Here is a 13,908-nt window from a genome sequence, read left to right on the forward strand (position 1 = left end):
TTTAGTACCGGCTACTTCCCGTTCAACTTACTTGAGTCGACCAAGCAAGGGGTAGCTATGCTCGATAGGCCTTGGTCGGGGCCCCTTCCAACCACTTACCTCTACCCCCTAATGGCCGCGCAAAACGAAGTGCCTACCCCGGTGACGCTACCGCCTACCCCAGCTGTGCCCCAGGTAATCTATTTGAATGGATTACCGGCTCCCGACGGCGTGGTTGACTCCCAATTGCTAAGCAATCGTCCCACCGGCTACAGCATTCTGCAACTGAAAATTGACCCCACCAATCCCGACCGGGCCGAGGGCATCACCGCCCCAGGGTCAGACCCTCAGTTAATCAACGGCTATCATGCGACCCTGCGCCCTTTGTTTAAGTTAAACAGCACTCCTCAAGCCGGGCAGGAGTACATCCATACCGAACTTCCCGCCCAATTCGAGCGCCAAGGCACTCACTGGAAGCTAACGGTCCCGGGCCAGATTAGCTTCAGTAACCAGCCCCCGCTAATACAGGCAACGACTAATGGAGTAGAGCAGGCTCAGCAAACCATACTTAGCCGTACCCACGGCGAAGCAAACCAGGCATCGCCTGTTTCCTCGCCTAGCCTTACTGCCCCGGCTGGGCCCGAAAAGGTTGTAAGCAATAGTGGGCCGCCGCTAGAACCGAAAAACGCAACCGCCGCGGCCCAGCAGCCCGCCATAGCTGAACAACCAACCAACCCCGGTGAGTTACAAATCAGGTGGCAGCAGCAGGGTGAGGCGGTAGCCCCCCTGCTGGAAATGCGGGCCTACTTCGACCAACTTAAAGAGGCTGGAGTAGCCGTTGGAGCCCTCAGGTTCGAGAAAAAACCGGACGGAAAACTCAGCGGCAACTTCAGCTTGAGCTATGATCCGGCTAGCGCTGAATTACCTAAGCTAGAAGGCATCATTCAAGGTTTAAAACGGGTAGGCAACGGGCTTGAAGTTGTCGAACAGCCAGAGCAAGTTGTTGCTCGTCGGCAGAACATAGGGGTGCAAGGCCAAGACCAGGCAACCGACTTAGGCTACAGCGTTAAGGAAGCCTTCGGAATCAAGCAGTGGGATGCCTTGAGCGCCCACCTTAGCCAGGTGCCCAAGCAGGCGCTTACCGGTCCTGAGTTAATGCAGCAAGCAGCCGGTGAAGTCCGGGTCGAACAGCTAGCCCAGCGGCAAGGCAAAATCACCGAACAGGTTGTTAAGGAAGGAAAAAGCCTGCTTGACATCGATACCAGTGGTAACCCGGTGTCAGCCTTCTTGAAAAACTTCTACGAGCATCTGAATGGGGCCCCGCAAACCCGGCAGCACCTGGAAGTGGATTATGAAAAGACCCGTCAAGCCTTGCAAGCCCGGCTGCTGCAGGTCGCCGGCAACGCTGACCCAAACGAGCACCGCCAGCAGGCAGGTCGCGTCGAGTTGGCGGCCCCGCGGACAACTCAGACGTTAGCGACGGCCGCGGCGGCAACCGACGTGGCAGCAGGCCAGCAAGGCGCCACCCAAACGGCAAAGTTCGCGGTTGCTGACCTGCCACAAAGGGTACTGACCACTATGGGATTGACAGTAGATAGGCTGGCTGCCCAGGGGCAACTCCAGAAGCTGCTAAACGGAGATAAAACTGATTTACTGACCCTGCAGGCCGGGGGAGGACCAGACCAAGAGCTGGTGCCATTCCAAGCAAAGATGGTTTTGCACCGCGAAGCGAACGGGTCGGCCACACTGAAAATGGAGCTCCCCAAACGGGAGCTTACTATTCCCAACGAGATAGGTGGCCAAACCTTCACGGCTGAGCAGCGCCAACGCCTCGCAACGGAAGGTACCGCTGGCTTGGTGCGCGGCCTCAAAGACGCCCAGGGCAACCCCTACAACGGCTACGTTGGAGTTGACAAGCAAATGAACAAGGTGGTCGTGCTACCCGAAAACAAGGTGCAATTCAAGGATACAATTGCCGGGGTAAAGCTGTCGCCCGAGCAAAGCCACGACCTGCGCGAAGGCAAAGCCGTGCCGTTAGCCCAAATGCAACAGCCTAACGGCGGCAAGCCCTTTGATGGGATTGTTCGAATCCACGCGGCCAAAGCCGGGGTGGAAGTGAAGCCGGCAGCATACGAGCTGTCGCCACAGCCTGCCGCCAAAATCACGCGGCCGCTCGGGCAAAGCATAGCTGTGAAAGCACCACCCAAGGTGCGGGGACGGGGTCCCCGAGAGTGAAGCAATTACTGTTCGGCTACAAAGCAGATCATCTTTTTTGTGCTCGCCCGAACGGGTTGGCTTGGTAGCACCTTGAATTAAGCAGGAAAGTCTGGCGGCCTCGCTTGCCGGCTTACTAGTCCCCCATGTATGATAGAACCCGAGCTCACATTTCAGCAGATAAAGGAGCGCGTCGAGCTTCCCCAATTACTGGCCCATTACGGTTACGTGCGGCAGCAAGACGAAGAGCTAGGAAAAGGTAAATGGCACGTGTTCGAGGGGCCCGAACAACTAATCGTGTTTAAGGGCAGGGGAGGAGACTGGCTCTACTTCAACAGCCAGGACGAGCGAGACAAGGGCAACGTAGTGGATTGGATGAAAAACCAAGTGAGTACGGGCCGCATTGCCGGCCTCGAGCAAGAGCCCGGCCGCAACTTATGGCAGAGCGTAAAAGACCACTTCCAATCGTATCTGAACTTGCCCCAGGCCGAGCGGTCCCGGCTCCCGTTGCCCGCCATCAGAGAAATTGCCCCCGGCGAAAAATTTCCTAGCATTCATACCAAAGACTGCGGCCCGCTAGCGAATACAACGTACTTGGAAAGCCGTGGTATTGTTAAATCCACGCTGGAAAACCCACAGTTTGCTGGGCGTATTCTCACCCAGCTTGCTGCCGGAGCGTCCCAAGCGCCCGTGAACACTGTTTTTCCCCAGTACTGCGAAGGCCGAATTGTGGGCCTAGAAAAGGCCAGCGAGCAAATCAAAGAGCCAGTAGCTGAAAAACAGCTGGCGCGCGCCCTGTGGCTAAGTAAGTTGCCTGCTGGGCAAGCGCCAGCTCACCTCGTTGTAAGTGATTCAGCGCTGGCTACAATTTCCTACGCGCAACTGCACCCCGGCGAACAAGCCTTGTATGCGTCCACCGCGGGCTCCCTAACTGAAAACCAAATTTTCGAACTCAAGCGACAGCTAAAGGAAGAGCAAATTCTGGGCGTCAAAGCTGCTTTTGCCAACGACCCGCGGGGACATTGCTGTGATACGCGGCTGCTGGTGGGATTTGCTGGTGAGCACAACCCGATGAAGCTAGTGCGGGAGCACGCCCACGTGCTGACCGTTGAAGTTCACACGACCAGCCCAGCTAACGTTCAGGCCATAAACGAGCAACTTAAAGGCTTTAATCGCAACCTAACCGAGCAATACCAGCAAGAAAGCGGCGAACCTAACTCACCCGCTACGGCGCAAACGCTGCGCAACGAGTTGATTAGCTCGGCCCGGCTCGGCCCCAACAGCTACCAGTTTCATGTTCCCGTGAATGTGGCGGCGTTAAGTTCGTTTAATCAAGCCATCGTTCAGAACTTGCAGTTCAGTCACAAAATCGAATTAGTTAAAAGCAAAGGCCGGAATTGGAACGAAGACGTGCAGCAGAAGCAGCTAGGGCAGCAGCAAGCAAAGGCTGTTCAGGCAGATCCGCACGCGCTTAACCTAACTCGCGCAGGCAAGCCCACTCTAGAACAGGTTGATTTACTAACTCAGCGGCAGAACCCAATCCTCTCGGAAGCCCAGGCCCGCGGAGAGCGCCGACTGGTAGTGGAATTCCGCGAGAGCCGCGACCAAATATCACAGTTGCCCACCTTGCGGGAGAACTTAGAGAAAGTAGGCTTAATTATCGACCACGGCAAGAGTTTACCCGCGCGGGAACTGCGGGAAGTTGGTATGGAGCTGACGCTTTGCTACCGACTTGATTCGCCGCAGCTGCCTGCTATCAGCCAAGTGCTAGATGCGCTAACCACCAACACAAAAGTCACCGTTATTGAGCCGGTGCAAGATGCGGCAGAACGCCGGCAGCTGGCCGCGGCCCAGGAACAAACCCAAAACCAGTTGCGGCAAGCCAGTGCGCAGGTCCAGCCTAGCAGTTCCCCTCTCCATGATCAGGCCCGATTGTCGTTTATTGCAGTGGCGGGGCCCCTGGCCAAGCAACTACGGGAAGCCGGCGCTGGCTTAGACGCGGCTCGCTTGCAGGAGCTAAGCAAGTTTCTAGTTAAGCAGCCGGAGCTACGCGCAATTGACAAAGAAAACCTAACCAAGGTGCTAGCGCTCGTCGATAAGTCGCCCGCTTTGAGTGCCAGCCCGGCGGTACAGCAGTTACGCCAAGCTATTCAGGTTTTGGAAACACCCGCCGTGGCTCCGAATCCACAAATGCCGCAGAAGTTGGAACCACCTGCTCTAGATGCGCGCAAGCGTAATGCCCGGCTCTAGCTAGTTGATCCGGAAAGCCAGAATCTTATTCACCTATGCAGCGCTGGTATGTGCTTGAGTACCAACGGTAGAAGCTCTACGGTTAATTTCTATAGGCAAATTTTCAATCGTCCAAATCATGTATATACATGATTCGCCCCAGTTTTAAGTTTTGCGCTCATACTTAGAGGCTAGCAGACCAGAAATTTTCGAGTAGTCGGCTACTTAACTTAAAGTCCAACTTTTTCCGCAGCTAATATTTTATTGACTTACAGTATTTTATGATTATGATACAATATTTTTGAGATAGTTCTGAGTAGGAAGCCGTTACCTCTGAGATAGGAGCCCGTTACCTTCTGAGATAACTCGAAATAGGAAGCCGTTACCTTTGAGATAATATGAAGTAGGAGGCTGTTACCTCTGAGATAGTTTTAAGTAGGAGGCCGTTACCTCTGTGAGATAATTTCCAAGTAGGAAGACTTTACCTTTTGAGATAGTTTTTTATCTCACCTATACCTTTCAAAAACCTTGAGCCTTATTCAAACTTTATTTATTAAATCTATTAATATATTAAGGGCTGCATAACCTAATGTAAGTCAACTATATATAAGCTCTAAATTGGAAGCCATTACCCTTGAGATAAGAAGCCGTTACCTCTGAGATAGGAGCCCGTTACCTCTGAGATAGGAAGCCGTTACCTTTGAGATAGGAGATTGTTACCTCTGAGATAATTGAAATAGGAAGCCGTTACCTTTGAGATAGGAGAAGAGATAAATTTTATTACTATCTGAATTTTATATCTATATCTTAGCCTTTGGTTATGTCTTACAACCTATGGCTAAAAATCAATATCCGGGTACGACCTTCGAAAAGACCCGCAACCGCTGGAAAGCGCAAGTGCGCGTCAACGGCAAAACCAAAAGCGTCGGCTACTTCAACACCCAGCCCGAGGCTTACGCCGCCGTACTGGCTGCCAAGCGCGATATGGCCCCGGCCGTCGAGCCCGAACAACTGATGGTGCAGTCGGAAAGCGAAACGTACCGCCTTGAAATCCAGGACAGCCGCCGCACCACCACGGTGGCCCAAAGCAACGTGCTGATCGAGCACCCCTGGGCCATGACCTTACTCGAAGCTCGCATCTTCGTACTCTTGCTGCGGGGACTGCGGCGCGATGAGGCCGATAGTAAGCGCATCGTTATTCCCTTGTCGGACTTGGTGGGCGACCAGCCCATTGGTGGGCGCGGCTACCAGTACTTGCACGTGGCCATGGACGGGCTCGACGCCATTCGCATCGACCTACCTATGCCCAACCGCAAGAAAGACTATCACAAGGTGCCGCTGGTTCACTCCTTGAAGCTCGACAGCGGGCAGGGAACCATCTCCGGCTACTTCTCCAACGATGTAATTCCCTATCTCACCAACCTAACCGAGAACTTCACCCTCGGGCAGGTTGCTGATCTGCTTAGCATCAAGAGCCCCAACACCCATAAGTTCTACTGGATTATGCAGATGTGGAAGTTCAAGAGTCCACACACGGTCGACGTTGACACGCTGCGCGAGCTGACGACGGGGGAGGCCTACCCCCAGTTTGCCGACTACCGCAAGTATGTGCTGAAGCCGTCCTTGGAAGAATTGAACACGCTCAACTTCGATATCTCCTACACCGAGAAGAAAAAAGGGCGCAGCGTAAATTCCATCGAGTTTCACATCAACTACAACGGTCCTAGCAAGCTCCAGCCCAAGCAGCTCCAGCTGCAGCTCGGGGAAGCTACGCTCCCCGTGCCAGCTCCCGAACCGCTTCAGTCCACAGTACCAGTACCTGGGGTGGCCCTCGACTTTCGCAGCCGTGTGGCCGGGCGCATGCGCAAGTTTAAACTCGAAGACTACCAGATCGAGCGCATTCTCTCGCTCACCGATGCCGAGCTGCAAAAGCTGATGAAGGACACGCACCAATTGCTGAAAGAGTACGAGGCAGGGGCTAAAGTTTTCGACAATATAGCCGCCACGGCAATGAGCAAAATCAATGGTATGTTTCCCCGCCTTTATCCCAAACCCAAAGCCAGTGTGTAATTCGTGAGCGGCGCTTCGTTGGCATATCATCCGCAACGGTTATGCGCGCTGGTAGCTATCCGAGCCGGAGGGTAGTAGCAAGTGCCAGAGCACTTCGCTGTTTGCCAAGCAACAGGGGAGAGTTACACCCAAATCAACCGGGCTAAGCTGAAGAAAGTAGGCCAATAAGCTGGGCAAGTCGGTTGGCGTGGCAACAACAGAATTGCTCGGGGAATTCGTGAACTTACCGGCGCCGCACTAGCTCTTTTTTCCCGCTTTATGAACGTCTGCTCACTTCTTCGCGTCGTGTTTCTCAGTGCTGTGCTTGCCGTTGGTGTGCGCCCCCGTGCCTCGGCCCAGGCGCCACCGGTCCGCACCTTTACCAATCCCTTGCGGGATGAGGGCCCCGATCCGTGGGTCACGCAGCACGGCGGATTTTATTATTACACCAACACCACGGGCAAAAACATCACGCTCTGGAAAACCAAGGCCGTGAGTGAAGTGCACGAGGCACCGGCCACCATCGTTTGGACGCCGCCCGCCACGGGCCCCAACTCCACCCAGATCTGGGCTCCGGAACTACATCGGCTCGATGGCAAGTGGTATCTCTACTACACGGCCACCGACAAGGCCAACCCGGGCGACCAGAGCCGGCATGTGTTCGTGCTCGAAAACGCGGGTGCCGACCCCACCACCGGCACCTGGGTCGACCGGGGCCAAGTCAACACCCGCTACCCGGGCCTCGATGGCTCGGTATTTCAACAAGGAGGGCAGCGCTACTTCCTGTACTCGGCCTACGTGGGGCCGCAAAGCGTGCTTGCCATTGCCCCCATGCAAACCCCCTGGGCGCTAGCGGCCGGTAAAGAAGTTATCATTGCCCAGCCCACGCTAGCTTGGGAAAAGGGCGGGGGCCGCCAGATTTTGGAAGGTCCCGAGTTTCTGGCCGGGCAGCAAGGCCAGCTCTTGGTGATATATTCGGCCAGTGCCTGCTGGGACGACAACTACTGCTTGGGTATGCTCACGGCACCGAAGGGAAGTGACCCCCTCAACCCCGCCTCCTGGACGAAAGCAACGGCCCCCGTTTTTCAGCCTTCGGCAAAAAATGGCGTGTGGGGCACCGGGCATAATTGCTTCACTAAGTCGCCGGATGGACGCCAGGATTGGATTGTCTACCACGCCAAAGCGGCGGCGGATGGCAAGTGCGAAGGCCGCAGCGCGCGCATGCAGCGCTTCAGTTGGAATGCGGACGGTACGCCCCGTTTCGGGGAGCCAGTGCCGCTGACCGAGCGCCAACCCGCACCCTCGGGTGAGTAAGCGCAGACCAGCTGATGATGGGCTTTAGTAGGATGTGCCTGAACATTTGTGTGTCAAACACTTATGGAATTTTTATTTTGGCTCAGCGGAGCACCTTTCGTACCTTTTTATTTGCCTCTCACTCCTCCCTTGCAGCTTGGGCCGACTGGTTTGCGTTGTGCGCACGCGCGTGCGCACAACGCAAACCAGTCGGCAGTATTCGCGCGCCGAGTTGGTATTGAACCCAAGCAGACGGGCGCCCGCCGCACTTATTCTTGTAGTAGGTACTGTGCCGTATAGCGGGGGCGGTAGCCTAGCATCCGCTGCGCCTTCTCGATTCGATACACCCGGTCAATACTGCTCGGGAAGGTCCAGCCTCGTTGTTGATAAATGTGCGTAGCTTCCGGTAAACGGCGGCCAATGACGGCGGTGGGGTCGTGCTTTAGAAGGGGTAAATCGGCTTGCTCGAACGGGCTGCCCGCCGCAATGTTGAAAACCTCGAAGCTGGAAAACGGGTGTTCTAAGGCAAGCACATGGCCCAGCGCGCCGTCGCGCGCATCTAGGCCCCGGTAAAGGCGGTGGTTGGCGGCCAGGTTGGGCGATTCGGGCAAAAAGCGGCCGACTCGGAGCACCGTAGTTTCCAGGCCTTCTTTCTCGAAGAAATCCCGGCAGAGGGCTTCGGCGGCCTGTTTGGTGATGTCGTAGATGTCGCGAGGTTGCGGGGGCAATTCCTCGTCGACCCAGACGGCTTGGTGGGGATTTACTAGCGCTTGGCCGTAGATGGACGTGGTGCTTGTGTAAACAAACTTTTGGATCTGGTGCGCTACGCAGGCATCAAGCAAATGCAGCGTGCCTTCTACGTTGGTATAAACGAATTCCAACCGGGGTATTTGCAGGTCATAATGCTTGCCGTGCAAGGCGGCGGTATGAATCACGGCCCCGCAACCCCGGGTTGCTTCCAGAACAGCTTCCCTGTTGCGGATATCGAGCAGAATATCCGTGGTAGGAGCAAGCACCAAATCAGCCCCTATGACTCGGTAGCCCCGCTGACGCAGCAATAATACCACTTCCTGACCTAGCCGGCCCGCAGAACCAGTAACGAAAATCGGTGCGGTGAAACGCATTGTAAAAGCATTCAAGCAAGTGACAATCAGGTACAAGGCAAAACCTCACCCTAAGACCCGGCAAGCCAAACCTTGCCTTCAAAAATACCACTACAAAGAAAAGTACAAGTATAACCAACCCCGGACGGAAGTTAAAATCTGTACTTAGTTCGAGAACGATCTGGAAAGCTGCCTAGATACAAGCGTAGAAAAAGAGGAGAATAGAAATAAAAAGCAGCACCTTTCGGGAGGAGAATAGAAATAAAAAGCAGCACCTTTCGGGTAGCTACTTATGATCTTACTACATGCTCTCCGGCTTTGCCGAGCCGTTTCATGTTTTCCTGAGACCAGTAGAAGGCACTCCTGCGTAGCGTGATCTGAAGATAGCCTATGCTATGCAAATCCCGTATCGAGCGGCTCCCTTATCACCTTGCTTATGCATGCAAAAAAAGTTACTCTCGCTTTTGCCTTATTAGCTGCCACTAGTGCCCGGCCGGTGGGTGCCCAAGAGCAAGGTATTCACCCGCAATCCACTCAGTACGAAGCTCCCACCGACCCCCTGGTAAAGCAAAAGCTGGAACGCTGGCGCGACCAAAAATTCGGGTTGATACTGCACTGGGGGTTGTATGCCGTGCCGGGCATCATCGAGTCGTGGCAGTTGTGCTCGGAAGACTGGATAGAGCGTGACAGCACCGTAGCCTACGAGGACTACAAAAAGTGGTACTGGGGATTAAGTCAGCAGTTCAACCCGGTGAAGTTCAACCCCGACCAGTGGGCGGCCGTCGCGAAAAAGGCCGGCATGCGCTATTTGGTGTTTACCACCAAGCACCACGACGGCTTCAGCATGTTTGACACCAAGCAATCAGACTTCAAGATTACCAACGGGCCGTTTCGCGACAATGCGCGAGCCAACGTGGCCAAATACGTGTTCGAGGCGTTTCGCCGGGAAGGTTTTATGATCGGGGCCTACTTCTCGAAGCCCGACTGGCACTCGCCGCAGTTCTGGTGGCCGAAGTACGCCACTCCCAACCGCAACGTCAACTACGATATCAGGAAGTACCCCTGGCGCTGGCAGCAGTACAAAAGCTTTACCTACAACCAAATCAGCGAGCTGATGCACGACTACGGCCGGATGGATATTCTGTGGCTCGACGGCGGCTGGGTGCGGCCCCGCGAAACCGTGAATGCGGAAGTGCGCTCCTGGGGCGCGCCCATTCCTGAGTTCAGCCAGGACGTAGACATGCCGCGCATTGCGGCCATGGCGCGGCAGGCCCAGCCCGGTTTGCTGCTGGTCGACCGCACCGTGCACGGCCCCTACGAAAACTACCAGACGCCCGAGCAGCGCGTGCCCGAGTTGCCGCTCGCTACCCCCTGGGAAAGCTGCCTGACTTTGGCCAACAACTGGGGCTACGTACCCAACGACACCTACAAGTCGCCCACCAAGATCATCCATTCGCTGGTGGAGGTGGTAGCCAAAGGTGGCAGCTTGCTGCTTGGCGTTGGCCCCAAGCCCGACGGCACCCTGGCCGACGAAGCCGTGACGCGGCTAGCGGTTATTGGCAAGTGGCTGGACGTGAACGGCGAGGCTATTTACAACACCCGCGCTACCGCCCGATTTCAGGACGGCCGCACCTATTTCACCCAAGGCAAAAAGGGAACCCGCTACGCTATTGTGTGCCTACCCGAAAACCAGCCGCCGCCCGCCACCCTGGAATGGACTGGTAACCTACCCGCAAAAGGCAGCCAGCTAAAACTCCTACAAACCGGCAAAGCCGTGCAGTGGACCCGCGAAGGCAACAAAGTCAAGCTCACCCTGCCCCCTGACCTAACCCAACAGGCGGGTGCTTACCCGGCGCTGGTCTTTGCCTTTGTAGCCGAATAACCTCGGTTTCCGCTGTTTTACTGCTTCACTATGTTTCGTATCACTACCCTTCTAACGCTCGGGCTGTGCTGGCTTAGTTTCACTACCGCTACGGCCCAGCAGCGCAAGCCCCTCTACCAAGACCCGCGCGCGCCCACCGAAGCCAGAGTGCAGGACCTGCTAGCGCGCATGACGGTGGCGGAAAAAGTAGGACAGCTTTCAACGCTGCTCGGCTGGGAGATGTACCAGAAAGAAGGGCCGCGGGTCGGGGTCAGTGCGGCGTACAAGAAAGCAGTAGACGAGCGCCACATCGGGGCGCTATGGGCCACGCTGCGCGCCGACCCGTGGACTAAGAAGACGCTGAAAACCGGCCTGAACCCTACGCAGGCAGCCGAGGCCACCAACGCCTTGCAGAAGTACGCCGTCGAGCACACGCGGCTGCATATTCCGCTGCTGCTGGCCGAGGAGTGCCCGCACGGCCACATGGCCATCGGCACCACGGTGTTCCCGACTTCCATCGGGCAGAGCAGCACCTGGAACCCGGCCCTTATTCAGCGCATGGCGGCCGCCATTGCCAGTGAAGCGCGGGTGCAGGGCGCCCATATCGGCTACGGCCCGGTCTTGGACTTGGCCCGCGAGCCGCGCTGGTCGCGGGTCGAGGAAACGTACGGCGAAGATCCGGTGCTTAACGGGCAGATGGGAGCTGCGATGGTGCAGGGCTTCCAGGGAAATAGCCTGAAAAGCGGGCTGAACGTGGTGTCGACCCTTAAGCACTTCACGGCCTACGGCGTGCCGGAAGGGGGCCACAACGGGGGCAGCATCAGCACCGGTACTCGCGAACTGTACCAGAGCTATTTGCCGCCGTTTCGGGCAGCGGTAAAAGCGGGAGCCTTATCCGTTATGACGGCCTACAACTCCATCGATGGAGTGCCTTGCTCGGCCAGCGAGTGGTTGCTAACCGATGTGCTGCGGAAGCAATGGGGGTTTCAAGGCTTCACGGTATCGGATTTAGGCAGCATCTCGGGGCTGGTAGGTAGCCACCACGTGGCCGCTACCCCAACCGAGGCAGCGGCCCTAGCACTCAACGCCGGCCTCGATGCCGACCTAAGCGGCTACGGTTACGACAAAGAACTGCTAACCGCCATTGAGCAAAAGCTGGTTTCCCCCGAGGCGCTCGACCGCGCCGTGGGCCGGGTGCTGCAAGTGAAGTTCGAGATGGGGTTATTTGAGAATCCCTACGTGGAGCCTAAAAAAGCAACGAAGCTGGTGAAAAACTTGGCTCACGTGCACCTGGCCCGGCAGGTGGCGCAGGAGTCAATCGTGCTGTTGAAAAACGACCAAGATGTGCTGCCGCTCGCCAAGACCCTGCAACGCATAGCCGTAATCGGCCCCAATGCCGACAACCTGTACAACCAACTTGGCGACTACACCGCGCCCCAACCGGAAAGCAACGTCGTGACGGTGCTCGAAGGCATCCGCGCAAAAGTGTCGCCGGTCACGCAGGTGCTCTACGCCCAAGGCTGCGCCATTCGGGATACAACCAACGCCAACATCGCCGAGGCCGTAGCAGCGGCCCGTCAGGCGCAGGTGGCGGTGGTGGTGCTCGGGGGCTCCAGTGCCCGCGACTTCAAAACCGAATATCAGAGCACGGGGGCGGCCACGGTCACGGCCACCGCAGGCGGGCAACTTCTCAGCGACATGGAAAGCGGCGAGGGCTACGACCGAGCCACGCTCGACTTACTTGGCCGGCAGCAGGAACTGCTCCGGGCCGTAGTAGCGACTGGCACCCCGGTAGTAGTCGTGCTCATTAAGGGCCGCCCGCTCAACCTGAATTGGATGGCCACCCACGTGCCGGCTATTGTGGATGCGTGGTATCCCGGCCAGGAAGGCGGCCACGCCGTAGCCGACGTGCTGTTTGGCGACTATAACCCCGCCGGCCGCCTACCCATCTCGGTGCCCCGGCACGTAGGGCAACTCCCGGTTTACTACAACGCCAAGCGCCCCATCAAGCACGATTACGTTGAAACCAGCGCCAAACCGCTCTACAGCTTCGGACATGGCCTGAGCTACAGTAAGTTCGAGTACTCGGGCTTGCAGGTTAAGGCGGCCGAAAATCCGGGGGCGGTGCGGGTAACGGTGCGCTTCACCGTGAAAAACACCAGTACCCGTGCTGGCGACGAAGTCGCGCAGCTTTACCTGCGCGACGAGGTGAGTTCGGTCGTCACCCCGGCCCGGCAGTTGAAAAAGTTTCAGCGGCTCACGCTGGCAGCTGGCCAGCAGCGGGAAGTGGCATTTGAGCTAACGGCCGAAGACCTGATGTTACTAAATACGAATCTGCAATGGGTGGTAGAGCCGGGCACCTTTACCGTGCTGGTCGGCGCTTCATCGGAAGATATTCGGCTTGAAGCGCAGTTCAATGTAAATCAGGCGGTAAAGAACGTACAGTAGCGGCAGAGGAATCTAGCGGAAACCATTTAAGCTCAAGCCGAATGAACCCAATCCCACTCGCATAGCTACAACTGCGGAGCGGGGCCTATACGCCAACGGTGGGGCTTACTCATCTTTGAATCGGGTGCTTAAGACCAGCAAAGGAATAGCGGAACTTGAAATTGCGGACGCATTACTTGCAAAGCCTTTTCGTGAATATATTCCACTCTTAACCCCTGAATTTGACTATCCTCCTAAACTAAGTAACATGCTTGTGCCCTCACCGCTTACCGTAGTTGCTATAAAGCAAATAACCCAAGGGATTGACCGCTACCAAAACATTCCGCTTTCGTTGGTGAACGACCACGTCGTGCGGCTTAGTGTCATGACGGAGCCGTACGTTTGGCACTTTCATCCCAACAGCGACGAAGTGTTTCTAGTTGTGGAGGGCGTGGTGTGCATCGACTTAGAAGAGCGAACCGTGGAGCTAGCCCCCGGCCAACTGTTCACTGTTCCGGCCAACGTGCGCCACCGTACCCGGCCCCAAGGTTCCCGGTCGGTAAACCTGACGTTTGAACTGGCCGGCATGGAAACCATTCTGAGTTAGCCGCGCTAGAAATAGAGGGGCTGCCCCGTTTGGCAAATTACTATTGCCCGTCATTGCCAGCATGGACTGCTGGAAGTAGACTCGGCTGAGAAATCAGCGTCGTTATTAGGACATACGCTCTTTATCCTGCTCAATTGTATTCAGCG

General features: G+C 56.3%; 8 protein-coding genes. 7 read left to right on the forward strand and 1 reads right to left on the reverse strand.

Annotated features, from left to right (window positions below; genetic code table 11):
• Positions 1-57 precede the first annotated feature (57 nt).
• The 4 genes from P1X16_RS21225 (at position 58) to P1X16_RS21240 (ending at position 7,785) form a co-directional block, all read left to right on the forward strand.
• The gene (locus P1X16_RS21225; protein WP_277233499.1) at positions 58-2,214 is read left to right on the forward strand and encodes a DUF3945 domain-containing protein; all 2,157 of its coding nucleotides are present in this window, start codon (positions 58-60) and stop codon (positions 2,212-2,214) included.
• A gap of 129 nt (positions 2,215-2,343) precedes the next feature.
• Positions 2,344-4,443 (forward strand): hypothetical protein, encoded by a 2,100-nt coding sequence (locus P1X16_RS21230; protein WP_277233503.1) that lies wholly within the window; start codon positions 2,344-2,346, stop codon positions 4,441-4,443.
• A gap of 813 nt (positions 4,444-5,256) precedes the next feature.
• Positions 5,257-6,492 (forward strand): RepB family plasmid replication initiator protein, encoded by a 1,236-nt coding sequence (locus P1X16_RS21235; protein ID WP_277233505.1) that lies wholly within the window; start codon positions 5,257-5,259, stop codon positions 6,490-6,492.
• Between the two features lie 258 nt (positions 6,493-6,750).
• Complete coding sequence (locus P1X16_RS21240) at positions 6,751-7,785, forward strand: glycoside hydrolase family 43 protein (protein ID WP_277233508.1); 1,035 nt, start codon at positions 6,751-6,753, stop codon at positions 7,783-7,785.
• Positions 7,786-8,033: 248 nt separating this feature from the next.
• Here P1X16_RS21240 and P1X16_RS21245 read toward each other — a convergent pair whose 3' ends face one another.
• Positions 8,034-8,888, reverse strand: a complete 855-nt coding sequence (locus tag P1X16_RS21245) for an NAD(P)-dependent oxidoreductase (RefSeq protein ID WP_277233510.1) — start codon at positions 8,886-8,888, stop codon at positions 8,034-8,036.
• A gap of 415 nt (positions 8,889-9,303) precedes the next feature.
• Here P1X16_RS21245 and P1X16_RS21250 point away from each other — a divergent pair, with 415 nt between their 5' ends.
• The 3 genes from P1X16_RS21250 to P1X16_RS21260 all read left to right on the forward strand — a co-directional run bounded on the left by P1X16_RS21250 (position 9,304) and on the right by P1X16_RS21260 (position 13,762).
• Positions 9,304-10,749, forward strand: a complete 1,446-nt coding sequence (locus tag P1X16_RS21250) for an alpha-L-fucosidase (RefSeq protein ID WP_277233513.1) — start codon at positions 9,304-9,306, stop codon at positions 10,747-10,749.
• Between the two features lie 30 nt (positions 10,750-10,779).
• Entirely contained in the window at positions 10,780-13,176 is a 2,397-nt protein-coding gene (locus tag P1X16_RS21255) for a glycoside hydrolase family 3 N-terminal domain-containing protein (RefSeq protein ID WP_277233515.1), read from the forward strand.
• 247 nt (positions 13,177-13,423) lie between these two features.
• A complete protein-coding gene (locus P1X16_RS21260; RefSeq protein WP_277233518.1) occupies positions 13,424-13,762 on the forward strand; it encodes a cupin domain-containing protein in 339 nt (112 codons plus the stop codon).
• Positions 13,763-13,908 lie beyond the last annotated feature (146 nt).

It is taken from the genome of Hymenobacter sp. YC55, from assembly GCF_029433095.1.
Taxonomy (GTDB): domain Bacteria; phylum Bacteroidota; class Bacteroidia; order Cytophagales; family Hymenobacteraceae; genus Hymenobacter.

Coding starts and splice junctions, on each gene's coding strand:
- P1X16_RS21225 (WP_277233499.1), top strand. CDS start 58: ATGCTCGATAGGCCTTGGTCGGGGCCCCTTCCAACCACTTACCTCTAC.
- P1X16_RS21230 (WP_277233503.1), top strand. CDS start 2,344: ATGATAGAACCCGAGCTCACATTTCAGCAGATAAAGGAGCGCGTCGAG.
- P1X16_RS21235 (WP_277233505.1), top strand. CDS start 5,257: ATGGCTAAAAATCAATATCCGGGTACGACCTTCGAAAAGACCCGCAAC.
- P1X16_RS21240 (WP_277233508.1), top strand. CDS start 6,751: ATGAACGTCTGCTCACTTCTTCGCGTCGTGTTTCTCAGTGCTGTGCTT.
- P1X16_RS21245 (WP_277233510.1), bottom strand. CDS start 8,888: ATGCGTTTCACCGCACCGATTTTCGTTACTGGTTCTGCGGGCCGGCTA.
- P1X16_RS21250 (WP_277233513.1), top strand. CDS start 9,304: ATGCATGCAAAAAAAGTTACTCTCGCTTTTGCCTTATTAGCTGCCACT.
- P1X16_RS21255 (WP_277233515.1), top strand. CDS start 10,780: ATGTTTCGTATCACTACCCTTCTAACGCTCGGGCTGTGCTGGCTTAGT.
- P1X16_RS21260 (WP_277233518.1), top strand. CDS start 13,424: ATGCTTGTGCCCTCACCGCTTACCGTAGTTGCTATAAAGCAAATAACC.